The sequence below is a fragment of the Burkholderia sp. Ac-20384 genome, assembly GCF_017104605.1.
Taxonomy (GTDB): domain Bacteria; phylum Pseudomonadota; class Gammaproteobacteria; order Burkholderiales; family Burkholderiaceae; genus Burkholderia; species Burkholderia lata.
In genome coordinates this window covers 46,392-68,076 of record NZ_JAAGPE010000006.1, presented here as the reverse complement: position 1 = coordinate 68,076, position 21,685 = coordinate 46,392, and the positions used below count along the sequence as shown (strand labels likewise).

Below are 21,685 nucleotides of genomic sequence, written 5' to 3'. Positions count from 1 at the left end.
ACCTGCCCGGTGCGGGCCGGCGGGCGAAGGCGGGGACGGCCAATAATTCCAAAAACTCATCACGTATCAATTTAATCTCGCTTTACGCCCGGCTGCAACCCTTTGAATAATGCTCTCCACGCAAGGCCAGGCGCCCGCAGGGCAGCCGGCCGACGAGTTGCCGGCACGTTTGCCGGCGGTCCCCCGAGACGAGAATCCTGATGCGCAATCCGAATATCGAGAGCTTGCTGACGAAGCTGCTGGGACAGGCGAAGACCGACGCCCTGTTCTCGACCCTGAACATGCCGGCCATCCTCGAAGAATGGGAAGACGGCGTCGTGACGCGCGCGGAAATCGCGCAGGCGATGAACATGGCGCTGTTCGAAGGGCTGCTCGACCGTTCGGCGAACGGCCGGGCGTATACGGCCGAGGCGATCGAAAGCGGCGGTTCGGTCTATTTCGATCATGGCGCGCTGCGCACGGTGCGCTGGCCGAACACCGGCGCGCTGCCGCCGGGCGAGGCCGCGTTCACGCGCATCCTGCGTCCGCTCGGCTTCCGCCTGAACGGCCGCTACCCGCTCGACAAGCTCGGCATGACGGGCCGCGCGTATGCGCATGAAGATGCACCGGACGAAATCGCGCAGTTCTTCGTCAGCGAACTGCATCCGGAGCGTTTCTCGAAGGAATTCCAGCAGGCCGTGACGAATGTGGTGAGCACGTCGCGCGATCCGCTGTCGCCGGCGGCCGTCGCGCTGCTGTGGGAAGTCGAACGCGAAGGCTGGCTGTCGCTGGAAGCCGCGCATGCGCTGCTGCCGGAGATCGTCGGGGCGTTCGCGCGCCAGCACGACCTGCCGAACGAACTCGACTACGAAACGCTGCTGCTCGAATCGGCGGAAATGGCGTGGATCTCGACCGAAGGCAACGCGTTCAACCATGCGACCGACCGCGTTGCCGACGTGTTCAAGCTGTCCGACGACGAGAAGGCGAAGGGTCGCCCGATGAAGCCGGAAGTCGAGCGCTCGCGCTCGGGCCGCGTGTTCCAGACCGCGTATCGCGCGGATACCGTCGAGCGCGAATTCCGCACGCGCGACGGCGGCACGGTGAAGCGTAACGTGCCGGGTTCGTTCTACGAGTTCATCACGCGCAAGCGCACGTTCGACCAGGCGGCGCGCCGCTGGGTGACCGACCTGCGCTTCGATGCGGGCAACGCGCAGGGCATCTTCAAGATGACGGCGAACGCGGCGAAGTAACGTCGGCGAAGCGGCCAGCGGTGCATGCGGCGGCGGCGTGATCGCCGTGCCGGGGCCGGCGGGCCGCAGCCGATGGAAAGGATGACCGATCGGGCGGGGCGCGACAGCGTCCCGCCCGATTGCGTTTGGCGGCGTGCGTCAGTCGCGCGGCGCGGTGGCGTCGCGCAAGGTGCGCGCGTCGTAGCGACGGGTGCTGTCCTCCGCGGTCCCCGGCTCGACGACGCGGAACGTGGCCGGATCGGCGCCGTCGATCTCGACGAGGCTCACGTAGCCGACGATATACGCGTGCTTGCTGTCGCGCGCGAAATCGTCGTCGAGGAATTCGAGCGTCGGCAGGTGTACGCGCTTCGTCGATACCGGCCGGCGGCCGAAGAACAGCTTGTCGCCGGCGCGCAGGAACGTCGGGTGCAGCACCTGGAACGCGCTGGCCGGCACGTCGACCTGCAGCGGCTTGCCGTCGCAGAACAGGCGCTCGCCGTCCCACGCATAGCTGCCTTCGACATGCAACCGATCGGGGTCGATGCCTTTCTTGACGACACCGAGGTGAAACGCCCGCGTCGCATCGCGCGCCCAGCCGCCCGACAGCACGCGGAACGCGGCCGGATCGGCGCCGCGCAGCGGCTGCGGCTGGGCGGGCGTGAACGCGTAGAACACCGTGACGCCATCGGTGAAATAGTGCGGGCCGAGCACGCGCAGCGCATCGATCGGCTGGTCGGAGAAGCGGGTCAGCTCGATCGGCATTTCCGCACAGGTCCGGTACGCCCAGTGAATGCCGTGCGCGTCGCCGCACAGCCAGTCGATCGAACCGAAATCGAACAGCGTCTCGCGCGCAGCGAAGGTCGCGGGATCGAAGCCGGTCAGCGTCGCGTCCTGGAACCGCACCGTCGAGTCTGCCGCCGGCTGCTGCTGCCGATGCCACCAGTAATCCCGCAGGTCGGGGCGCATCGTGAAGAAGCTGCGCCAGTCGTCGAACAGGCGTGTCTCCTGCACCGTCTGCCGTTCGCCGGATTCGATCGGGCCGATCCGGTCGGTGCATCGCAGGTAGCCGGCCTCGTCGGGGCCGCACAGGAAGCTCGCGCGATCGATGTCCTTCGGCCGGCCGTAGTAGTACACGCGATCGGCATCTGCGAAGTAGCCGCCGGGGAAGCCGATCGCGCTCGCGCCATGCGAGCCGTTGATGCGGCGGCCGTTCATGTAGATCGATTCGTCGTCGGTGGCGAGGTACTCGTGCTCGCACGTCTCGAACGTCACGCCGCGGCCGTCGGCCGGCCGGTTCCAGGTTTCGTAGACGAGCGGCCGGAACGCGTGCGGGCTGCGCGTGCGGATCGTCCGGCCGGTGATGTAGTACGCCTGCCGCGCATCGCGCGCGTAGCGCTGGTTCAGGATCTCGAACGTCGCGAGATCGGCGTCCTCGATCCGGTAGTAGTACAGCATCACCATCGCGCTGCCGAGTTGCCCTTGCACGATCACGTGTACGCCGTCGGTGAACCAGCGGCCGCCGATGCAGCGGAACGCGTGCGGCTGTTCGATCGGCAGCGGCTTGCCGTCCTTGCCCCACAGCGGCAGGCCGTCCGCGCGGCGGATCACGGTGTCGCCGGCGATCGCGTAGTCGGGATGGTTGGTGTCCTGCAGGGGCGGCTGGGGCATGGCGGATGGCGCGCGGGCGTCGTGGCGGTCGCCGTAGTATGCCGTGGAACGCGGGCGGGAATGCGGGCGCCGCGCCGCTGGGTGACCGACCTGCGTTTCGATGCGGGTTACGCGCAGGGCATCGTCAAGATGACCGCGAACGCGGCGAAGTAACGCAAGGCCCACGAAATTCCGTGCGGTTCAGGGCGGCGTCTGCCACGTCGGGGAAACGTCGTCATTGACACGACGGCCGGGCTCGCGGGTTTACACGGCCCAAAAATTCTCGACGCGATGTGTCACATCCACCGGTACCGGACGACAAAAGGCACGCCAGTCGAACCATCATTCGTCAGCCGATTCGTCGTAGCGCTTGCCTGGGAGAAGCCTTTCGATCACCCGGTCGATTGATTGGACGAGGTCTTGATGTGAACTGGCCATTCATGACACGCGCTCAGGAAACCCGTGCATGCGACACGGGCGCTTCCAGACGTCCTTTCTTGACAGGAGAACCCGGATGAACCCGATTCGCAAGCTCATGCTGTGTGGCGCCATTCCGTTCCTGCTGGTCGCCGGTGCGGCGCAGGCAGACGGCGGTGGCATTGGTCGCAGCGGCACGTACATGTCGCACACCAGCGACTGGACCATGATGATGATGGACAAGCTCACGCCCGAGCAGCGCACACAAGCCATCGTCATCCAGCAAAAAATGATGGCGATGGATATGGCGCACAACGAAGCGATGGCAAAGATGCAAATGCAGCATGACAAGGAAATGATGGCCTTGCAGAGCCAACTGCTCGAACTCTACAAGGGGCACTGAGTGTGGCGAGCCCGGTGTCGAACGCCGGGCTCGTCTCCTCGCGTCCGGCGCGCCGGATGACCTGTCACGTTGCGCGACGTAACACGCGAATCACGAGCAAAAGGATCACGGCACCGATGAGGGCGATGACGATCGAGCCGAGAATCCCGCTGAAGCCGATACCGAGCAAGCCGGCGAGCCAACCGCCGATCACCGCGCCCAAAATGCCGACAACGATGTCGATGACGAGGCCGAAACCTCCGCCCTTGACGAGTACGCCCGCGAGCCAGCCGGCGATGGCGCCAATGACGAGCCATATGATCAGACCATGCATGTCCATGAACGATATTCCTTCTGGATTGGCGAGCGTGTTGAAAACCGGGTGGCCATGCCTTTGCCCGCGGCATCCGGCACGCGGCGCCACGCCGGCGGTTTCGAGGAACGTTGACGCGCCTCGTCGTCTCTTATTGCGAGGCGGCTGTCGCCGCGCTTGCCGCCTTGGCTTTCTTTGCCGCGTGGTGATGGCCGATTGCGCAACCGGCAGCGGCGCCCACTGCCCCGTGGTGCCCTGCTACATGGCCGGCGACCCCGCCCACGGCCGCGCCCTTCAGGCACCCCGCTGCAAATCCCGGGATCGAAGCGGTCATCAAGGCGATGCAGGCGACCGATATCGAAAGAAATTTCATTGCTTATCTCCCTGAAAAACGAGTTGTATTGTTCGGCTTGATCGAGCAGGCCCGGTCAGAAGACGTGCGTGATCAGGTAGAACAGCACCAGCAGCCCGACCGGCACGCCGAGCAGCCAGGCGATCAGGTATTTGCCCATGTCGTTGTCCTGGTGGCCGCGACGCTTGGGCGCCGCGGCGGTTGCATCAATGCGCGATCGCGTCACAGCTCGCGGTCGAATTCCTTCAGCTGCTTCTCGGCCGCGTCGCGGGCGATGCCGTAACGCTCCTGGATCTTGCCGGCCAGGTACTCGCGATTGCCTTCCGCGACGGCCAGGTCGTCGTCGGTCAGCTTGCCCCACTTGGCCTTCAGCTTGCCGGAGAGTTGCTTCCACTGGCCCTTGATCTTGTCCTCGTTCATCGTGTGCTCCTTGTCATGCAGGGGATAAAAGGCGCGGCGGCGTGCCGCGCCGGGAGGTCAGGCCTTCGCCTTCAGGCCGGATGCGTCGACGTGCTTCACGCCCTTGACCGCGCGCGACACGGCGATCGCCTTCTTCACGGCGATCTTCGTCGGCAGCACGCCGGTGAGCGTGACGACGCCGTCGACCGTGGTCACGCTGATGTCGACGCTCTTCAGGCCGTCGACCGTGGCCAGCCGGCCCTTCACCTTGGTCGTGATCCACGTGTCGGAGACGGGCTGGTTCGATTCGGCCTTCATGCCGTCGCCGGTCGATGCGTCCTGCGCAACCGCGTTCGTGAGCGGCGCGGCGCCGAGCAGGAAAGCTGCGCTGACGGCGAGCAGCGTCGAAATGGGTCGGGTCTTGTTCATGGATGTTCTCCTTCGCTTGTGGCGTGATGAGTCGATGAATGCGAACGTCGCAGCGCGCTACCTGACGATCGGCGTGTCGTAGCCGGGCTCGCGCGGCGGGATGTCCGGGCGCGGCACGTCGGGCGGCAGCGGCACCGGCGGATCGGTGCCGGGCGGCGGTTCGGGCGGGCTGTCAGGCGGCGGTTCGGGCCGCGTCGGATCGGGTGTCTGATGCAGCTTCATCGTGCTTCTCCTCTGCGGTTCGGAAGGCAGCGCATGAGCGCCGATGCAGGACCAGCGTACCGATGCAAACGTGCGCGGACATCGCGCAAATTCACCTGATCGGCTAGTGCGTTTGCACGGGGCGTCGTGAAAGGCGGGAGACGGGCGGGAGAGCGGCGCGGCATGCATCCATCGCACGCGCGGCGCGGCATGACGGGCCACGCGGATGCGCGGCGGATCGGCGGGGTGCCGAACGATGGCGCGCGCGGTGCGAATGTACTATGGCGGATAGTGCATCCGCGCCTGTCGCGCACCGGTGCGGCACGCGATCATCGCCACACGCGCCGGCCGGCGCGTGTCGACGAAGCGGCAACCGGGCCGGCGGTCATGCAGACGACAGGGACAACCATTCGATGAACGAACAGGTAAACGAACAGGCGCTGAAATCGCATACCGACCGGCGCCAGCTGCACCAGATCATCGCGGGGCTCACCGAGGGCGTGATCCTGGTCGAGCCCGACCAGCGGATCGTCTGGGCGAACGAGGCCGCGCTGGCGATGCACGGCGTGACCGAGCTGAAGGCGCTCGGCGCGACCGTCACCGATTACCGCGAGCGCTTCCGGCTGCGCTACAGGAACAACCACCCGGTGCGCGACGGCCACTATCCGATGGATCGCGTGATCGCGGGCGAGGAGTTCAGCGACGTGACGGTCGAAGTCGAATCGGCGGCCGACGAAACCGTGAGCTGGGTTCACCGCATCCGCAGCCTCGTGCTGACGAACGCGGCCGGCGAACCCGACTGCCTCGCGCTCGTGCTGCACGACGCGACCGAATGGGCGAGCGCCGAGGAGCGCTTCGAGCGCACCTTCAACGCGAACCCGGCGCCGGCCGTGATCTGCCGGCTCGACGACCTGCGCTACGTGAAGGTCAACCAGGGCTTTCTGGACATGACCGGCCACGCGCGCGACGACGTGCTCGGCCGCTCGGTGTACGAGATCGACGTGCTCGACCAGGCCGAGCGGCGCGAACTCGCGATCGAGCGGCTGGGCGAAGGCGCGACGATTCCGCAGATGGAGGCCGTGCTGAAGCTCGCGGACGGCAGCACGAAGGCCGTGGTCGTTGCCGGGCAGCCGATCGACATGAACGACGAAGCGTGCATGCTGTTCACGTTCATGGATCTCGAGCCGCGCAAGCAGGCCGAGCGCGCGCTGCGGCAGAGCGAGGAGCGCTTCGCGACGGCGTTCCGGATGGCGCCGGTCGCCACGGCGATCGTCACGGCCGATCGCTTCGAATTGCTCGACGTGAACGGCGCGTTCGCCGCGATGACGGGCCATGCGCAGGACGACCTGCTCGGCAAGTCCGCGGACGAAATCGGGCTGTGGGCCGAACGCGGCGCGTGGCAGCGCATCGAAAGCCGGCTCGCGCGCGACGGCAACGTGCGCAATGCCGACGTGCAGATTCGCACGCGCGAAGGCGACGTGCGCGATTGCGTCGTGTCGGCCGACCCCGTCGCGATCCACGGGCGCGACTGCCTGCTCGTCGCGCTGCTCGACATCAGCGATCGCAAGCGCACGGAGATGGAGCTCGTCTACGCGATCGAAACGGCGATGCAGGATGCGTCGTGGTTCAGCCGCACGCTGATCGAGAAGCTCGCGAACGTGCGGCGCGCGAATGCGCCGGATGCGGGCGCTCAACTGTCGGACCTGACCGCGCGCGAGCGCGACGTGTTCGACCTGCTGTGCCACGGCCTGGCAGACAAGGAGATCGCCGGCCGCCTCGGGCTCGCGCCGAACACCGTGCGCAATCACGTCGCGACGATCTACGCGAAGCTCGACGTGCACAGCCGCGGCGAGGCGATCGTGTGGGCGCGCGAACGCGGGATCGTCGGTGCATCCGAAGCGAATGGGGCGCGCGGCGAGAAGGGCGTCGCGAAAGACAAGGACTGACGCCGTCGGTACGAATGCACCATGTGCGCTGGTGCATCCGCATCTGCCGCGCGCGGCGCCCGCTTGCGATCCTGTCCACTCGGCGGTGCGGCGCTGGCCGTCACGCCGCCGGCTCTCCCCAACCGTCGCAGGAGACGACCATGGACAGGAATCGCATCGAAGGCAAGCTCAAGCAGGTCAAGGGTTCGGTCAAGGAAGCGCTCGGCAAGGTCACGGGCGACCGCAAGACGGAAGCGGAAGGCGTCGCCGAACAAGCGGCCGGCAAGATGCAGGAGCAGGCCGGCGAGGCGGCCGATGCGGTGCGCAAGCAGACGGGCACCGATCGGCACTGACCGATGACGCGGCGCCGCCGGCGTCGCGATGGCCGGCCGGGCCATCATCGCCACGATGATGCGCCGCCGGCATGACCACGGCCGGCCTTGATGGACGGGCGCCGGCGCGGCGTTCCTCGGCAACGGACCACGCACGGCTCGCCGTCAAGTGGGCTGCGGGCCGCCCGCGAACACGGAACTTGATGACAAATCCTCACAACATAGTTCCGATATTTCGTTTGCTGCACGGGTATTGGCTATCCACAATCCATTCACCTCTTTCGCGATGAAAGGCTCTTCGGAGACGGAGCCGCGGCGATCGACCGGCCGGCAAGGGCGTCGCATGACGCCCCGGTGGCGGACGAGATGACCGGCACGCGGGAGGTTGCCGACGCGCGGTGATCGCGCGTTGCATCCCGGCCCCCAGAACAAGGATTGTCATGACGTTCCGCATTCGTTCGCTTTCCGGCGTCGCACTGACCGCCGCGATCCTCGCGCTCCAGACCGGCGCGGTTCATGCGCAGGAGACGGTCGTCAAGGTCGGCGTGGCCGGCCCGCTGACGGGCGGCGGCGCTGCCTACGGCAAGGACATCGAGAACGGCGTGCGCATGGCCGTCGACGAAGCGAATGCCGCGCATACGACGGTGGGCGGCAAGCCCGTGAAGTTCGTCGTCGCGTCGCAGGACGACCAGAGCGATCCGCGCACCGGCGTGCAGGCCGCGCAGCAGCTCGCCGACGCGCAGGTGGCTGTCGTGATCGGCCACTTCAACTCGGGCACGACGCTGCCTGCCTCGAAGATCTACGCGAAGGCCGGCATTCCGATGATCACGCCGTCGGCGACCAATCCCGACATCACGCGCGCCGGGCTCGGCACCGTATATCGCGTGATCGCGACCGACACGCAGAACGCCGGCAACGCAGGCGCCTATGCGGCGAGCGTGACCAAGGCGAAGCGCATCGCGATCATCGACGATCGCACCGCGTTCGGCCAGGGCGAAGCCGACGAATTCGAGAAGTCCGTGAAGGCGAACGGCGGCACGATCGTCGCGCGCGAATTCACGAACGACAAGGCGGTGGACTTCAGCGCGCAGCTCACGAAGATCAAGAGCACCAATGCCGATCTCGTGTTCTTCGGCGGCCTCGACGCACAGGCCGCGATGCTCGTGAAGCGCATGCGCCAGCTCGGTATCCGCGCGCAGTTCCTCGCGGGCGGCGGCGTGATGAACGCGAACTTCATCAAGCTGGCCGGCAATGCGGCGGAAGGCGCGTCCGTGTGGGAATACGGGCAGCCGCTGTCGCGTCTCGCGAAGGGCAAGCAGTTCGAAACGAAATTCAAGCAGAAGTACGGCATCGACATGCTCGCGTACGCGCCGTTCGCGTACGACGCGACGTGGATCGCGATCAACGCGATGCAGAAGGCGAACTCGACGAAGCCGGCCGATTTCAACGGCGCGCTGAAGGGCACGCGCTACGACGGCATCACGGGCACGATCGCGTTCACGAACACGGGCGACCTGAAGAACCCGAGCTCGACGCTGTATGAGGTGAAGAACGCCGCGTGGCAGCCCGTCACGACGAAATCGGCGGATTGAACCCAACCCGCGCGCGCGGACTTTCGCGGCGCTGCCGGACGTGCTGAAATGCCATCAGCGATCGGTTGCGATCGCGGCGCACGCCGGTGTTGCAGCCGCACGAGTCTGCCCGCGCGACGCCGCGCGTGACGCGGCACGAACAACCCACGGGCGGGGCCGGCTGGCCGCGCCCTTTATGTGCAACTGGAGTCAGTCGTGAGTTCTCAAGTCGTCATCGTCGGCGGTGGTGTGATCGGCAGCTCGATCGCCTATTTCCTGCGCGCCACCGATCCCACGGTTTCCGTGACCGTGATCGAGCGCGACCCCACCTATGCGCGATCGTCGTCGGCGTTGTCGGCCGCGTCGATTCGCCAGCAGTTCTCGACGCCGCTGTCGATCGAGATGTCGCTGTTCGGCATCGACTTCCTGCGCACGATCGGTGAACGCCTCGAAGTGGACGGCCACCAGCCGTCGATCGATCTGCACGAAGGCGGCTACCTGTTCCTCGCGACGCCGGCCGGCGATGCGACGCTGCGCGAGAACCACGCGCTGCAGACGAGCCTGGGCGCGGACATCCGGCTGATGGATCGCGATGCGCTGCGCGCGAAGTTTCCGTGGCTGAACGTCGACGATCTCGTGTCGGGCGCGTATGGCGTGAGCGGCGAAGGCTGGTTCGACGGCTACGGGCTCGTGCAGGCGCTGCGCAAGAAAGCGCAGGCGCTGGGTGCGCGCTATGTGCCGTCCGATGTGAAGGAAGTGCTGCGCGACGGCCGCAAGGTGACGCACGTGGTCACGGCCGACGGCGAACGCTATGCGTGCGACACGCTCGTCAACGCGGCCGGGGCGTGGACGCGCACGCTGTCGTCGATGATGGGTATCGACATTCCGGTGTACGCGCGGCGCCGCAGCATCTTCAACGTGTCGTCGCCGGCGAAGCTCACGGAATGCCCGCTGCTGATCGACCCGACCGGCGTGTACTTCCGGCCGGAAGGGCGCACGTATATCTGCGGGACGTCGCCGAGCCCGGATCGCGACCCGGACGACCTGCCGCTCGACGAAGTCGATCACGACCTGTTCGACGAGGTGATCTGGCCGACGCTCGCGAATCGCGTGCCGGAATTTGAGGCGCTGCGCGTGGAGAACTGCTGGTCCGGGTACTACGAGTACAACGTGTTCGACCACAACGCGATCATCGGGTATCACCCGGAGCTCGATAACGTCGTGTTCGCGAACGGCTACAGCGGCCACGGGCTGCAGCAAGGGCCGGCGACGGGGCGCGGCGTCAGTGAACTCATTCTGGGCGGGCGTTACGACACGCTCGACCTGTCGACGCTCGGCTGGTCGCGCGTGCTGGAGAACCGGCCGATCGTCGAAAAGAACGTCGTGTAGCGCGGCGTAACCCGCCCGGTGTGGTGGGCGGGATTCTCCTTGTGTCTCACCTCATTGGCCCGACTGTGTCGGGCCTTTTTTTGTTGCGCGTGCAATGGTATTGCGCGCGTCAGCCGACGCCGTAGACCGCGTCGCGCAGGTCGAGCGTGTACGGGCCGTTCATCCCTTCGTAAAGCGTATTCGACAGCGACACGACGGTGAGCCCGCGTGCGCGATCGACGAACCACGAATGACCGTAGACGCCGCCCCAGCGCCACGTGCCCGGCGACTCCGGCGACAGCGCCGCGCGCGGATCGCGCAACACGGAAAACCCGATCCCGTAACCCGCGCCTGGCAGGTCGGGCAACTCGAGGTTACCGGTGTGGACGCGGCCCATCTCGTCGACCAGGTCGGCCGGCAAGACTGCGCCGCCGCCCGCCCGTAGCGTGTCGAGCACGTTCAGCACGTCGCCGGCGGTGCCGACCATCCCGGCGCCGCCCGATGCGAATGCATCGGCGTTGAGCGCGCGCGACGGCGAGTACGTCACGCCGACGGATCCTTCGAAGATGGGTACGGATTCGTTCTCGGCGAGCCGGTGCGGCTGCGGCGTGTCGTTGACGTAGGGCGTTGCGAGCCGCGCGGCGTCGCGTGCGACGAATCCCGTGTCGCGGGTGCCGAGCGGGCGTAGCACGAGCGCATCGACCGCATCGGCGAGCGGCTGCCCGCTGACGGCCTCGATCACCGCGCCGACCACGTCGATGGAGAGCGAGTAGTTCCAGCCGGTGCCGGGTGCGTACTGCAACGGCACGCTTGCGATCCGGCGCATGTTCTCGGCGAGCGTGATCGATGCGCCATCGAGCCCGTCGGAGACGCCCGCGCGTGCATACGGGCCGGTCGCGTCGGCTTCCGCGAAGCGATAGCCGAGGCCGGCGGTATGCGCAAGCAGGTGACGCACCTTGATCACCGGCACGCTGCCGTCACGCAGTGCCGGGCGGAACTCGGGCAGCCAGCGCGTGACGTCGTCGTCGAGCGACAGCTTGTGCTGTGCGACGAGCGCCATGGCGGCCGTCGCGACGATCGGCTTCGTCACCGACGCGAGCCTGAACAGCGTGTCCTCTTGCATCGGCGTGCGCGCTTCGCGGTCGGCGAACCCGGCCGCGCGGCGATAGACGAGCTCGCCGTCGCGTGCGATCAGGACGACCGCGCCGACGAGGCGGTGCGTGTCGAGTTGACGGGACAGTACCGCATCGACGCGCTCGGCGAGTGCGGGATCGGTCGACGGCTGCTGGGATGACGCGCGGTTGGGGATCATCGAAGACTCTGTCGTGAAGGGTGAGCCGACATGGTAGGCGGCATGCCCCGACCGTGCTGTTTACCCACACATGGAACAGGGCTTCGTGGGCTTCGTGCGCCGCAACGGCCGGCGTAGACGGCCACGGGGCGGGCGATTCGGCCGGCGGCCGAGGCGGCTCCGTTGCAGCGCGGCGCGCCTGATGGCAGCGGCGCCCCATCGCACCGGCGCCGGGCAGCCGACAAAATATGCCCCAAGCGGCGCGCGGCCTTCGTTAGAATCTGCTTTCGTCGAGAAAATAACGCAATTGCATGGGTGCAGCGCGGTATCGCATGACGGACGCTGCTCGCCCAGATTTCATCGTTCATCTTTCACCGGAGGCGAGCATGCCAGGATTACTTCCCGATGTTGACCGCGAGGGGCTCCTCGAATATTCGGTGGTGTACACCGATCGATCGGTCAACCATATGTCGCAACGCTTTCAGGGCGTCATGCGCGACATCTCCGGCACGCTGAAAAAAGTCTACAACGCGAAGTCCGTCGTGATCGTCCCCGGCAGCGGGACGTTCGGCATGGAAGCCGTCGCGCGGCAGTTCGCCACGAACAAGAAGTGCCTGGTCATCCGCAACGGCTGGTTCAGCTTCCGCTGGTCGCAGATTTTCGACATGGGCAGCATCCCGTCCGAAACGACGGTGCTGAAGGCGCGCCCGGTCGAAGCGGGACGGCAGGCTGCGTATGCGCCGGCACCGATCGACGAAGTGGTCGCCGCGATCAAGGAACACAAGCCGGATCTGGTGTTTGCGCCGCACGTGGAAACCGCGTCCGGGATGATGCTGCCCGACGGGTATCTGCGCGCGGTGTCCGACGCCGTGCATGCGGTCGGCGGCATGTTCGTGCTGGATTGCATCGCGTCCGGCACGGTGTGGGTCGACATGCAGGCGAGCGGCGTCGATATCCTGATCAGCGCGCCGCAGAAGGGCTGGAGCGCATCGCCGTGCTGCGCGATGGTGATGCTCAGCGAGCTTGCCCGCGAACGCATCGATGGCACGACCAGCACCAGCTTCGCGTGCGATCTGCGCAAGTGGCTGCAGATCATGGAGGCTTATGAAGGCGGCGGGTTCGCGTACCACGCGACGATGCCCACGGACAGCCTCACGACGCTGCGCGACGTGATGAAGGAAACCGAGGCGTACGGCTTCGACAAGGTGAAGGCGGAGCAGCTCGAGCTGGGCAAGCGGATTCGCGCGCTGCTGGCTGAGAAGGGTTTCCGGAGCGTGGCGACGGAAGGGTTCGAGGCACCGGGTGTCGTGGTCAGTTATACGGACGACGACGGGATTCGCACCGGGAAGAAGTTTGCCGACGTCGGCTTGCAGATCGCGGCCGGCGTGCCGCTGCAATGTGACGAGGGGGACGATTTCAAGACCTTCCGTCTGGGGTTGTTCGGTCTCGACAAGCTGCATGATGTCGATGGGGCGGTTGCGCGGTTTGCGGATGCGCTGGAGCGGGTTCTTTAAGGCGCTTGGTGGATTTGGCGAGGCGGTGGACGGTGGGTGGCTGCACCTCCGGTCTATCGCCTCGCCGGATTGATGGTCATGGTGTTGTCCGATGCGCGCGTTCGGGTGCCTGGTTCGAGGTACTCGTGCGCAGCGAGGTCGGTCCATCTGCCTGTACGGCCAACCTGAAGGGTTCGTATGGCATACGTCGTTCGACAGGAAGTCCCGTCGGTATCCGCAGCGGGCGTGTGATCAAACGATTGCAGGACCGGCAGTTTCCGGCTTGCGTCCTGGCGCGATGCAAAGCGTCACCGCCATTCATCAGCGCAGCTTCGTGTGCTCGACGCGTCGCCTCGGCGTGTGGGCCCGGACGTCGTGCCGCCCGGTCTGATCGGCAAGTCTAGCTGGCCTCTTGGCTTGCCATGCCCTCCATCCATTGCTGGAACGCGGACACAGCGGCATCGTCGATGCGATGGGTGTTCGTCACGAGCGTGTAGTCGTCAGCGCGCCATGCAGGTGATGCGATGGGACACACGAGGCGCCCCTCGGCGAGATCGCGCCTGATCAGCGGCTGCGATGCCAGCGCCACGCCCAGCCCCTCGATGGCCGCGCCCAACTGAAGATTCACGTGATCGAATTCGACGTGGCGCGCTGCCCGCAGATCGGGAGCACCTGCTTCCTTCAACCAGTGCGACCAGGCGGAGCGCGTCGTGGCCGAATGCAGCAGGGTGTGATGGCGCAGGTCGGTCACGCTCTGTATCGGATGCTGGCGCAGCAAGGCGGGATTGCAGACGGGCACGCGCAGGTCGGGCATCAACGGGCGCGATATGACGCCCGCGCCATGCTCCGGACCGGAGCGAACGCCGATATCGAAAGCGTCGGCGACATAGCGCAGCTTGCGCGATGTCGTCGACACGCGGACGTCGATGTCGGGGTACCGCAACTGGAAATCGGCGAGCCGCGGCAGCAGCCAGCAAAGCGCAAAGCTCATCGTCACGTTCACCCGCACGACGCCTGAGATCCGGTGTGTGACCGTGTTGTGGCGCAGCCGTACCACCGCGGTACCGAGGCGCTCGAACGCGTGGCTGACGTCGCTCAGCAAGGCCGCCCCTTCGTCGGTGAGCACGACACCGCGCGGACGACGGTCGAACAACGGCAGGCCGAACCAGTCCTCCAGCAGCCTGATCTGTTTTCCGACGGCCCAGTGGGTGACATAGAGTTCCGCCGCCGCGCCCGCGAAGCTGCCGTGCCTCGCGACCGCATCGAACGCGCGCAGCGCATTGAGCGGGGGCAACTCGTCCCGGTGCTTCGCGGCATCTCGGCTTCCGTTCATAACGTGACTTTTTCTCTCCGTTGGCGCGATTTTAGCTCAATTGAAATCGCGGGTGCCTCGGTCATAAAATCGACGCGTCGAGCCTGAAAGCGACGCCACGAGCGGCTTCCGCCAACCACGCGTACGGAGAAAATGACGATGCGCTTGCCGGTTTTTTCCCTTCCCCTCAGGCGGGAGACTGCGCCGTCACGGCCGCGCGTGCTGTGGCTATCGTGCATTGCGCATGCCGTGCACGATGGCTACACGGACATGATCTACGCGTTGCTGCCGGTCTGGCAGTCGGACTTCGGACTGGACTTTGCGGCCTTGGCCATCCTGCGCGGCATCTACGCCGGCGCGATGGCAACGCTGCAGTTGCCCGCGGGACGTCTCGCGCAACGCCTGGGCAGTCGCGTGATCCTCGCAATCGGCACGCTACTCGCAGCGCTTGGCTATGCGATCGCGGGCATGTCGGGCGGCCTGCTCGGTTTGAGCGTGGCGCTGGCGATTTCGGGCGGCGGATCCAGCACGCAGCATCCGATCGCATCGGGCGCCATCTCCCGCGCCTATGGGCGCGACGCGAGAGGTCCGCTGAGTGTTTACAACTTCTCCGGCGATCTGGGGAAATCCGCATTGCCGGCAGCCATTTCGCTGCTGGTGACCATGATGCCCTGGCGTCACGCGCTGTGGATCGTCTCTGGATTGGGCTTCGTCGTTGCCGCAGTCATCGCGGTCTCGTTTCCTGATGTGCCGCGCGACGCCGGGAAGGCGGCGGTAAAAGAGCAATCGTCCGCTCAGCGCGGTGGCACCTGGGGACGCGGATTCTCGGCCCTGTTTTCCATCGGCGTGCTCGATACGGCCGTACGCATGGGACTGCTTACCTTCTTGCCTTTCCTGCTCACGGCCAAGGGCGTCTCGCCTCAAATGGTGGGAACGGCACTCGCGCTTGTCTTCATTGGCGGTGCGGCCGGCAAGTTCATGTGTGGCTGGCTTGGCGCACGGTTGGGCGTGGTGCGTACGGTGCTGCTCACGGAGGGCGGCACAGCTGCGTGCATCGTGGCGGTGATGTATCTCCCGTTGGGCCCCAGCATGGTGCTGCTGCCGATTCTGGGCATGATGCTCAACGGCACGTCCTCGGTGCTGTACGGAACCGTTCCGGAGATGTCCGCGCCCGAGCGCACCGAGCGCGCATTCGCCCTGTTCTACACGGGGACGATTGCATCGGGCGCGATATCGCCTGTTCTTTACGGTTTCCTGGGCGACAACATCGGTGTGCATGGCGCCACGTATGCCACCGCGTTGACTGCCCTGGCGATTTTTCCGCTTGCCCTCGCACTGCGCCCGCATCTGGCAGATGGCAAGACAGGGTGAACACGATGACAAGGTCCAACTACCCAGCCGTTGCCCTTGTTGGTCCGGGTGCAATCGGAACGACCGTCGCTGCCGCGTTTCATGAAGCCGGCCGCACGCCGGTGATCTGCGGGCGCTCGGCGCATGAGCGCCCGCCAGCGATGGTCCCGGCTAGTAGCAAGGAAGTCGGAATCCCGCCTGACCGATAACGGACGGGCGTTCCTGGCTGCTCGGGCGGAAGCTACCGCATCAAACAATACAAAACATCCGGACACCCTTCCTCGTTCCTGCTTCCGTCGCTGTATGCAATCGCAACGAACCCGTGCCGTTCATAAAACGCAGCGGCATCGCGATTCATCTGGAACGTGTAGAGCTGGAGCTTGCCAACCGTCTGCGACTTCACCGATTCCAGGAGGGAAGAACCGATCCCTTGTCGTTTGAATTCGGGGCACACATACAGCTGGTCAAGCCATGCCACGCCATCCGTGACGACATGTGCAGCCATGCCGATGATGCGGTCATCGTTCACGGCAACGGTAACGTCGCCCGACGGCACAAGCATGTTGGCTACCCAATCGCGGACGGCGGCTTCGGAGTGCGCGAGCGGCGCGTACGATGCCAGCGTGTTGCGCGACCGTAGATAGACTTCGGCTACCTCGGCGGCATCATCGGTAATCGCTCGACGCAAGATCAAGGGCATGTATCTCCTGCTCCGAAATCGTCAAAAGGTGCACAACGATAGCAGCACGGAATCGAACTTCCAAGATTGCGCAGCATGCTGCTGAAACGGGCGAAACCGGAAGTTCGGCGCGACATATCGAGTGTGCGGCACAGCGAATCGGCAGTGCGATCGCGTCACCGATTCGCAGCTTCATTCCGGGATTCCCGGTGGCGGACATTCCCGTATCATCTGTCCGATTCGCGGGATCGCATGACCTGTCGATTCCGCACAAACGAGAGGACGAGCGATGAAGGTCGAAGGGCGCGGCCACGGTAAAGCGACCGAGCAAAACGCAACGGCAGATCCGAAGCGTGCCGGCATCGCACCCGTCACGAAGAGCACCGACCCGCGCGACTACCAGCATGCACCCGGCATCGCCGCCGTCATGCCGAAAGCCTTCCCCGACGGCTTCGTCGTCGCGGAGCACCGGCACCCGCGCGCGCAACTCGTCTACACCACCACCGGCATCGCCGAAGTCATCGCCAGCCAGTCGCTCTGGATGATCCCGCCGCATCGCGCATTGTGGATTCCGCCCGACCTGCCGCACGCGATGCGTGCCCACGGGTCGCTCGAAATGCGCACCGCCTATGTCGACCCGCGAGCATACCGATCGGCCACCCCGGAGCAGCCGAGCCTGGTCAACGTGTCGCCGCTGCTGCGCGAGTTGATCGTGCGCGCATCGGCGTTCCCGGTCGAGGTCAATCCCGACGGACGCGACGATCTCGTCATCCAGCTCATGCTGGCCGAAATCGAGTGGTCGGCCGAGCAACCGTTGCGGCTACCGTCCGGCCAGGACCGGCGTCTTGCCCGTGTCTGCGACGCGATTCTGGCGAATCCGGCCGATCAACGAACGCTGACGGAATGGGCCGATGAAGTCGGCGCATCGAGCCGGACCCTGGCCCGGCTGTTCACCGCCGAAACCGGGTTGTCGTTCAGCCAGTGGCGCCAGCAGGCCCGGATTTCGGCCGCGCGCCCGCTGCTGGCGTCGGGGCGCTCCGTGATCGCCGTCGCGGCCGAGCTCGGCTACGAAACCACGAGCGCTTTCTCGACCGTGTTTCGCCGGTTTGCCGGCATGACGCCCAGCGCTTACGCGAAACTGTCCGATTCCGCGTAGCAAACGTCTTTCCAGCAAACGCGGGGTGTGGCGCGCACGCTTATCGTGTCGGTCATCGAATCCATTGACCGAACGAGGCAAGCCGACATGACGCGACATGACATCGAATTCCAGTCCGAAGGCACTACGCTGCGAGGCTGGTACTACGAGCCGACACAGCGCATCGCCGATACCGCAACACATCCGGCCGTCGTGATGGCGCACGGCTTCTCCGGTGTGAAGGAACAATATCTGGATCGCTACGCCGAGGTGTTCGCCGCCAGCGGCTTTGGCGTGCTGCTCTACGATCACCGGAATTTCGGTGCGAGCGACGGGTACCCGCGTCAGGAGATCGACCCCGTGCAACAGAAGCGCGGCTATCGCGATGCGATCAGCTATCTGCTCACCCGCCCGGACGTCGACGCCGCACGCATCGGCATCTGGGGCACCAGTTACAGCGGCGGCCACGTGCTCGAAGTCGCGGCGATCGACCGGCGCGTCAAATGCGTGGTGTCGCAGGTGCCGACGATCAGCGGCTATCAGTCGGCATTGCGCCGCACGCGTTCCGATCTGGTGCCGGCGGCGCTGGCGCGCTTCGATGAAGATCGCCGGCAGCGATTCGCGGGCGGCGCGCCGGCGATGTTGCCGGCTGTCAGCGCCGATCCCACGGTGGCCTGTGCGATGGCAGGCGCGGATGCGTACCGGTTCTTCACCGAGTCGGCCGCGCGGTTTGCACCGAACTGGAAAAACGAGGTGACGCTGCGCAGTGCCGAGATGTCGCGCGAGAACGAGCCGGGCCAGTATGTCGAACGTATCTCGCCCACCCCGTTGCTGATGATCGTCGCCGACCAGGACCTGCTGACGCCCACCGACCTTTGCCTCAAGGCGTGGGGAAGTGCGCTGGAGCCGAAGCGGCTGGTCATGATCAAGGGCGGACATTTCACGCCGTATATCGAGCACTTCGATGCAACCAGCCAGGCGGCGGTGGAATGGTTCACGCTGCATTTGTGCGGCGCGCGTTGATCTGGCCCGTTGCTGCGTTGGCGGTGTCCGCGGCTTGCATGAGTGTCGCCGTCGGTGGTTTTGACGGCGACTGCGTTTGCAGGGCAAATGGAAGGTTGAAGCGCGTCGGCGTCACGCCACGCGCCTGAAGCGACGCCGGAGAACGACTCGCGGAGCCAAGTCGCTATGCGGGGTCACGAACGATGCGGCACCACTTGACCACACACGACGGCGATCGCTGCTTCGTTATATGGAGTAATAGCTGTAATTTGGCCTGAAATTTTCTATCGGGCGACTCGGGCTAGACTGGTCTCGCCTTGATACCCCCCCAAGGTGTTGTTGTGTTCTCGGCTTGGCCCGCACTCAGGTGCGGGCCAATTTTTCGGGCGGGCGCCACCGGCGGCCGAACGATCGCCGACCGGATGCAGATTGGAGGAAACCTAGCGTGACAGTACGCTCGACAGTCCGCGATGCCGGTTCGCTCGTGCGGATCGCCGCGTTGAGCGCGGCGGCGGCAGCCGCGACGGTGTCCGCCATGCCGCCGGCGTTCGCGCAAGCCAGCGAGCCCGTGACCAGCAGCGTGTTCGTGCACCGGTCGTACGATACGGGCAATAGCGCGATCAACGAGAACTTCCAGTACATCGCGCATCCGCCGATACGGCCGGTTGCCGCGAGCGCACCACCGGTCGCGCGTGGCGCGCACCGCGGCCGCCGCGGACAAACAGGCACCACGAATTCAGCCGGCGCAACGGGCAGCGGGTCGAACAGCGCGGCCGTTCCTTTGCCGACCATGCCGGCGGACGGGTCGTCCGGCGCACCCGTTTCGCAGTAGTCGTTTCTTTCCGAATCCTTCCAGGCAAGCCTGTCGATCGACGCTCGGTCGCCATGCCGTACGTGATCGTCGGCTGTCGCCAGGATCATGATGACGTCAGGTAGCACGGTGTGACCGCTCGATGAGGGGTGAGCGGGATGTCTCCTTGTATCTCGCTCGTTGGCCCGACTGTGTCGGGCTTTTTTTGTTTGGTCGCGAGCGGGGGTGCTGGCGACGGCGACGTGTGGCACCATCGCGGTGATTGACACAATCCATCCGGGTGCCGGCAGACCCATCTATCCGAGGGGGAGTCATGTTTGACCATGTCAAATTCGGCGTGACCGACTTTGCAGCCAGCAAGGCGTTTTTCCTGAGCGCACTTGAACCGCTTGGCGTCGTGGTGCAGGGGGAGGGCGAGCCGTCGTACGGCATCGAGATTTCTCCGCCGGGCAAGCCGTCGTTGTGCCTGTTCCTGACGACGGAGAAGCCGGCGCATCTTCACATCGCGTTCGTGGCCGACAACCGGCAGCAAGTCGAGGCGTTCCATCGCGCGGCGCTGGCGGCCGGCGGGAAGGACAACGGCGCACCGGGGCTGCGGCCGCACTATCACGCGAATTACTACGCGGCGTTCGTCATCGGGCCGGATGGACACAATATCGAGGTGGTGTGCCATCAGGCGTAGGGGGGACTCCCTGTCGAACGGAATCGGGAGGCGAGGCTGCCTGCGACGTCACGCGTTGAAGCACAGTCGCTGACCGATGCCTCCGGAACGATGAGCAAACGCATGCCCTCGAATCTTTTGCAAGAAGCAGTGACCGGCGATTAACGTCAGGACCCTGACCGTACCTGTCGCGATCGCCGGTGTACGACACTCGGCGGACACGCGTTGCAGCGTGATATCGACAAGCGGCGAATACGATACCAACACCATCCGGGGCGGGAGGCGCTGGCTTCCTGAAAAAGACGATGCCAATCAGCAAATTGAAGGCAATGCCGGCGTTTCGCGCCGACGCACCGCGGCAGATCCGTCACGCTATCGCGCTCTTCACGATTGTCTGGCTCATCGAGGTCGGACTCGCCGTCTGGTTCATGATGATGGGCTTCGATGAGGTCGGCCACGTACCCGCGGCGAAGGCAGCGCTCATGCGTCAAGGTTTCGCGTGGGTTGCGATAGTCCAGGCCTTCTGGCTTTCTTTGAACGCCAGCCTGATCGTGGGTCTCTGCCAGCGACAGAAGCTGGCGCGCATGCTGGAACTCGCGCTCACGATCGTCACGACGCTGGCGTTTCTCGTGGCGGGTTTTCCTTTCAGGGTGAGTCTGATCGAAGTCGGCTTTTTCGCCAATGCGATCGCCACCGTGCTCATTTTTACGGGCCCGTGTACGCGCTGGTTCCAGGCGGTGGCTTCTTCATAAGCGCGTCGCGCCTTCGGCTGACGGAGCGCGTGCTTGCTGTCGGGCGTGCGGCTTTGCGGGATGGTGGCTTTCGAGTCACGACGTGAAGACTCAACGGAGAATCGAGCGATGACCTCGAAAAGCATCCGCAGGGCAACGGCAGAGGACATACCGGCGCTGACGCAGATCCGGAATGACGCGCATGCGAAGAAGCTCACGCACGGCGATCATGTGTGGGGCAAGGAAGGCGACGGATTTTCCGAGGCGTGGGTACGCAACAACGTCTCCCAAAAGGACGTGTATGTCGTCGAACTGGGCGGCACGTTGGCCGGGACGTTCTCGCTCGCCTTCGACGAGGACAGGCACTGGGGGCCGCAGGAACCGATCGCCGGTTACGTGCACGGCCTTTGTGTGCGGCGAGGGTTCAACGGGCAAGGGCTCTGCAGCTTCATGCTCGACTGGTGCGCTCGCAAGGTGAGCAGCGTGAACCGGCGTTTCGTTCGACTCGATTGCGCCGTCGACAACGTGACGCTCTGCGCTTACTACGAGTCGCTCGGCTTCGTTCGTGTCGGGTTGAAATCAGACGGGATCGTCTGGTCGCTGTACGAGAAACCGGCTGAGTAGCTTTCAACTGGAGCCACGGTGAATTTTCCTGGACGTTTCAACCGACCGCCCA

At 65.4% G+C, this 21,685-nt stretch carries 24 protein-coding genes and 1 pseudogene; 14 read left to right on the top strand and 11 right to left on the bottom strand.

Annotated features, from left to right (window positions below; genetic code table 11):
* The first annotated feature begins 200 nt into the window (after nucleotides 1-200).
* Complete coding sequence (locus tag G3O00_RS02730; RefSeq protein WP_206141959.1) at nucleotides 201-1,229, top strand: DUF1338 domain-containing protein; 1,029 nt, start codon at nucleotides 201-203, stop codon at nucleotides 1,227-1,229.
* Between the two features lie 138 nt (nucleotides 1,230-1,367).
* On the opposite strand, the gene G3O00_RS02725 is transcribed toward G3O00_RS02730, so the two are convergent.
* Entirely contained in the window at nucleotides 1,368-2,876 is a 1,509-nt protein-coding gene (locus G3O00_RS02725; RefSeq protein WP_206141958.1) for a DKNYY domain-containing protein, read from the bottom strand.
* A gap of 493 nt (nucleotides 2,877-3,369) precedes the next feature.
* Here G3O00_RS02725 and G3O00_RS02720 point away from each other — a divergent pair, with 493 nt between their 5' ends.
* Nucleotides 3,370-3,675 carry a hypothetical protein gene (locus tag G3O00_RS02720; protein ID WP_175015754.1) on the top strand — a complete coding sequence of 102 codons (306 nt, stop codon included), beginning with the start codon at nucleotides 3,370-3,372 and terminating at the stop codon, nucleotides 3,673-3,675.
* A 64-nt stretch (nucleotides 3,676-3,739) separates the two neighbouring features.
* Here the strand turns inward: G3O00_RS02720 and G3O00_RS02715 are convergent, their stop codons facing one another.
* The 6 genes from G3O00_RS02715 to G3O00_RS02690 all read right to left on the bottom strand — a co-directional run bounded on the left by G3O00_RS02715 (nucleotide 3,740) and on the right by G3O00_RS02690 (nucleotide 5,369).
* Nucleotides 3,740-3,994 (bottom strand): GlsB/YeaQ/YmgE family stress response membrane protein, encoded by a 255-nt coding sequence (locus tag G3O00_RS02715; protein ID WP_206141957.1) that lies wholly within the window; start codon nucleotides 3,992-3,994, stop codon nucleotides 3,740-3,742.
* 124 nt (nucleotides 3,995-4,118) lie between these two features.
* Nucleotides 4,119-4,340: a hypothetical protein gene (locus tag G3O00_RS02710; RefSeq protein WP_089443317.1), complete on the bottom strand. Its 222-nt coding sequence runs from the start codon at nucleotides 4,338-4,340 to the stop codon at nucleotides 4,119-4,121.
* A 55-nt stretch (nucleotides 4,341-4,395) separates the two neighbouring features.
* On the bottom strand, nucleotides 4,396-4,545 hold the full coding sequence (locus G3O00_RS02705) for a hypothetical protein (protein ID WP_174932093.1): 150 nt from the start codon (nucleotides 4,543-4,545) through the stop codon (nucleotides 4,396-4,398).
* Nucleotides 4,542-4,739 carry a CsbD family protein gene (locus G3O00_RS02700; protein ID WP_011356274.1) on the bottom strand — a complete coding sequence of 66 codons (198 nt, stop codon included), beginning with the start codon at nucleotides 4,737-4,739 and terminating at the stop codon, nucleotides 4,542-4,544. Before G3O00_RS02700 ends, G3O00_RS02705 begins: the two co-directional genes overlap by 4 nt.
* 57 nt (nucleotides 4,740-4,796) lie before the next feature.
* Nucleotides 4,797-5,147, bottom strand: coding sequence for a BON domain-containing protein (locus tag G3O00_RS02695; RefSeq protein ID WP_174932212.1), 351 nt, complete (start codon nucleotides 5,145-5,147; stop codon nucleotides 4,797-4,799).
* Between the two features lie 57 nt (nucleotides 5,148-5,204).
* Nucleotides 5,205-5,369 carry a hypothetical protein gene (locus G3O00_RS02690; protein WP_167316044.1) on the bottom strand — a complete coding sequence of 55 codons (165 nt, stop codon included), beginning with the start codon at nucleotides 5,367-5,369 and terminating at the stop codon, nucleotides 5,205-5,207.
* 392 nt (nucleotides 5,370-5,761) lie between these two features.
* On the opposite strand from G3O00_RS02690, the gene G3O00_RS02685 reads away from it, so the two are divergent.
* The 4 genes from G3O00_RS02685 (at nucleotide 5,762) to G3O00_RS02670 (ending at nucleotide 10,565) form a co-directional block, all read left to right on the top strand.
* Nucleotides 5,762-7,294: a helix-turn-helix transcriptional regulator gene (locus G3O00_RS02685; protein WP_206141956.1), complete on the top strand. Its 1,533-nt coding sequence runs from the start codon at nucleotides 5,762-5,764 to the stop codon at nucleotides 7,292-7,294.
* A 140-nt stretch (nucleotides 7,295-7,434) separates the two neighbouring features.
* The gene (locus tag G3O00_RS02680) at nucleotides 7,435-7,626 is read left to right on the top strand and encodes a CsbD family protein (RefSeq protein ID WP_011356270.1); all 192 of its coding nucleotides are present in this window, start codon (nucleotides 7,435-7,437) and stop codon (nucleotides 7,624-7,626) included.
* Nucleotides 7,627-8,045: 419 nt separating this feature from the next.
* Nucleotides 8,046-9,197: a branched-chain amino acid ABC transporter substrate-binding protein gene (locus tag G3O00_RS02675; RefSeq protein WP_122948785.1), complete on the top strand. Its 1,152-nt coding sequence runs from the start codon at nucleotides 8,046-8,048 to the stop codon at nucleotides 9,195-9,197.
* A gap of 195 nt (nucleotides 9,198-9,392) precedes the next feature.
* A complete protein-coding gene (locus G3O00_RS02670; RefSeq protein ID WP_174932214.1) occupies nucleotides 9,393-10,565 on the top strand; it encodes an FAD-binding oxidoreductase in 1,173 nt (390 codons plus the stop codon).
* 109 nt (nucleotides 10,566-10,674) lie between these two features.
* Here G3O00_RS02670 and G3O00_RS02665 read toward each other — a convergent pair whose 3' ends face one another.
* A complete protein-coding gene (locus tag G3O00_RS02665) occupies nucleotides 10,675-11,856 on the bottom strand; it encodes a serine hydrolase domain-containing protein (RefSeq protein WP_206141955.1) in 1,182 nt (393 codons plus the stop codon).
* Between the two features lie 365 nt (nucleotides 11,857-12,221).
* On the opposite strand from G3O00_RS02665, the gene G3O00_RS02660 reads away from it, so the two are divergent.
* Nucleotides 12,222-13,349, top strand: a complete 1,128-nt coding sequence (locus tag G3O00_RS02660) for an aminotransferase class V-fold PLP-dependent enzyme (protein WP_206141954.1) — start codon at nucleotides 12,222-12,224, stop codon at nucleotides 13,347-13,349.
* 379 nt (nucleotides 13,350-13,728) lie between these two features.
* Here the strand turns inward: G3O00_RS02660 and gcvA are convergent, their stop codons facing one another.
* On the bottom strand, nucleotides 13,729-14,661 hold the full coding sequence (gcvA, locus tag G3O00_RS02655) for a transcriptional regulator GcvA (RefSeq protein WP_206141953.1): 933 nt from the start codon (nucleotides 14,659-14,661) through the stop codon (nucleotides 13,729-13,731).
* 138 nt (nucleotides 14,662-14,799) lie between these two features.
* On the opposite strand from gcvA, the gene G3O00_RS02650 reads away from it, so the two are divergent.
* Both G3O00_RS02650 and G3O00_RS43235 read left to right on the top strand, forming a co-directional pair.
* Nucleotides 14,800-16,011 (top strand): MFS transporter, encoded by a 1,212-nt coding sequence (locus G3O00_RS02650; RefSeq protein WP_206141971.1) that lies wholly within the window; start codon nucleotides 14,800-14,802, stop codon nucleotides 16,009-16,011.
* Nucleotides 16,012-16,016: 5 nt separating this feature from the next.
* Nucleotides 16,017-16,142, top strand: a pseudogene (locus G3O00_RS43235) (2-dehydropantoate 2-reductase N-terminal domain-containing protein); the annotation flags it as partial.
* 89 nt (nucleotides 16,143-16,231) lie between these two features.
* Here the strand turns inward: G3O00_RS43235 and G3O00_RS02645 are convergent.
* Nucleotides 16,232-16,690 (bottom strand): GNAT family N-acetyltransferase, encoded by a 459-nt coding sequence (locus G3O00_RS02645; RefSeq protein ID WP_206141952.1) that lies wholly within the window; start codon nucleotides 16,688-16,690, stop codon nucleotides 16,232-16,234.
* Nucleotides 16,691-16,958: 268 nt separating this feature from the next.
* On the opposite strand from G3O00_RS02645, the gene G3O00_RS02640 reads away from it, so the two are divergent.
* Both G3O00_RS02640 and G3O00_RS02635 read left to right on the top strand, forming a co-directional pair.
* Complete coding sequence (locus G3O00_RS02640) at nucleotides 16,959-17,825, top strand: helix-turn-helix transcriptional regulator (RefSeq protein WP_206141951.1); 867 nt, start codon at nucleotides 16,959-16,961, stop codon at nucleotides 17,823-17,825.
* Between the two features lie 87 nt (nucleotides 17,826-17,912).
* On the top strand, nucleotides 17,913-18,827 hold the full coding sequence (locus G3O00_RS02635; protein ID WP_206141970.1) for an alpha/beta hydrolase: 915 nt from the start codon (nucleotides 17,913-17,915) through the stop codon (nucleotides 18,825-18,827).
* A gap of 342 nt (nucleotides 18,828-19,169) precedes the next feature.
* Here the strand turns inward: G3O00_RS02635 and G3O00_RS02630 are convergent, their stop codons facing one another.
* Entirely contained in the window at nucleotides 19,170-19,886 is a 717-nt protein-coding gene (locus G3O00_RS02630) for a hypothetical protein (protein ID WP_206141950.1), read from the bottom strand.
* Between the two features lie 44 nt (nucleotides 19,887-19,930).
* On the opposite strand from G3O00_RS02630, the gene G3O00_RS02625 reads away from it, so the two are divergent.
* The 3 genes from G3O00_RS02625 (at nucleotide 19,931) to G3O00_RS02615 (ending at nucleotide 21,633) form a co-directional block, all read left to right on the top strand.
* Complete coding sequence (locus tag G3O00_RS02625; RefSeq protein ID WP_206141949.1) at nucleotides 19,931-20,299, top strand: VOC family protein; 369 nt, start codon at nucleotides 19,931-19,933, stop codon at nucleotides 20,297-20,299.
* A gap of 284 nt (nucleotides 20,300-20,583) precedes the next feature.
* Entirely contained in the window at nucleotides 20,584-21,030 is a 447-nt protein-coding gene (locus tag G3O00_RS02620) for a hypothetical protein (protein WP_206141948.1), read from the top strand.
* 108 nt (nucleotides 21,031-21,138) lie between these two features.
* Nucleotides 21,139-21,633 carry a GNAT family N-acetyltransferase gene (locus G3O00_RS02615; protein ID WP_206141947.1) on the top strand — a complete coding sequence of 165 codons (495 nt, stop codon included), beginning with the start codon at nucleotides 21,139-21,141 and terminating at the stop codon, nucleotides 21,631-21,633.
* Nucleotides 21,634-21,685 lie beyond the last annotated feature (52 nt).

Bases quoted from the DNA above. Each gene is read 5' to 3' on its own strand.
- G3O00_RS02650 (WP_206141971.1), top strand. From the start codon at position 14,800: ATGCGCTTGCCGGTTTTTTCCCTTCCCCTCAGGCGGGAGACTGCGCCG.
- G3O00_RS02695 (WP_174932212.1), bottom strand. From the start codon at position 5,147: ATGAACAAGACCCGACCCATTTCGACGCTGCTCGCCGTCAGCGCAGCT.
- G3O00_RS02660 (WP_206141954.1), top strand. From the start codon at position 12,222: ATGCCAGGATTACTTCCCGATGTTGACCGCGAGGGGCTCCTCGAATAT.
- G3O00_RS02700 (WP_011356274.1), bottom strand. From the start codon at position 4,739: ATGAACGAGGACAAGATCAAGGGCCAGTGGAAGCAACTCTCCGGCAAG.
- G3O00_RS02665 (WP_206141955.1), bottom strand. From the start codon at position 11,856: ATGATCCCCAACCGCGCGTCATCCCAGCAGCCGTCGACCGATCCCGCA.
- G3O00_RS02710 (WP_089443317.1), bottom strand. From the start codon at position 4,340: ATGAAATTTCTTTCGATATCGGTCGCCTGCATCGCCTTGATGACCGCT.
- G3O00_RS02680 (WP_011356270.1), top strand. From the start codon at position 7,435: ATGGACAGGAATCGCATCGAAGGCAAGCTCAAGCAGGTCAAGGGTTCG.
- G3O00_RS02620 (WP_206141948.1), top strand. From the start codon at position 20,584: ATGCCAATCAGCAAATTGAAGGCAATGCCGGCGTTTCGCGCCGACGCA.
- G3O00_RS02720 (WP_175015754.1), top strand. From the start codon at position 3,370: ATGAACCCGATTCGCAAGCTCATGCTGTGTGGCGCCATTCCGTTCCTG.
- G3O00_RS02690 (WP_167316044.1), bottom strand. From the start codon at position 5,369: ATGAAGCTGCATCAGACACCCGATCCGACGCGGCCCGAACCGCCGCCT.
- gcvA (WP_206141953.1), bottom strand. From the start codon at position 14,661: ATGAACGGAAGCCGAGATGCCGCGAAGCACCGGGACGAGTTGCCCCCG.
- G3O00_RS02675 (WP_122948785.1), top strand. From the start codon at position 8,046: ATGACGTTCCGCATTCGTTCGCTTTCCGGCGTCGCACTGACCGCCGCG.
- G3O00_RS02625 (WP_206141949.1), top strand. From the start codon at position 19,931: ATGTTTGACCATGTCAAATTCGGCGTGACCGACTTTGCAGCCAGCAAG.
- G3O00_RS02730 (WP_206141959.1), top strand. From the start codon at position 201: ATGCGCAATCCGAATATCGAGAGCTTGCTGACGAAGCTGCTGGGACAG.
- G3O00_RS02615 (WP_206141947.1), top strand. From the start codon at position 21,139: ATGACCTCGAAAAGCATCCGCAGGGCAACGGCAGAGGACATACCGGCG.
- G3O00_RS02715 (WP_206141957.1), bottom strand. From the start codon at position 3,994: ATGGACATGCATGGTCTGATCATATGGCTCGTCATTGGCGCCATCGCC.
- G3O00_RS02640 (WP_206141951.1), top strand. From the start codon at position 16,959: ATGAAGGTCGAAGGGCGCGGCCACGGTAAAGCGACCGAGCAAAACGCA.
- G3O00_RS02685 (WP_206141956.1), top strand. From the start codon at position 5,762: ATGAACGAACAGGTAAACGAACAGGCGCTGAAATCGCATACCGACCGG.
- G3O00_RS02725 (WP_206141958.1), bottom strand. From the start codon at position 2,876: ATGCCCCAGCCGCCCCTGCAGGACACCAACCATCCCGACTACGCGATC.
- G3O00_RS02635 (WP_206141970.1), top strand. From the start codon at position 17,913: ATGACGCGACATGACATCGAATTCCAGTCCGAAGGCACTACGCTGCGA.
- G3O00_RS02645 (WP_206141952.1), bottom strand. From the start codon at position 16,690: ATGCCCTTGATCTTGCGTCGAGCGATTACCGATGATGCCGCCGAGGTA.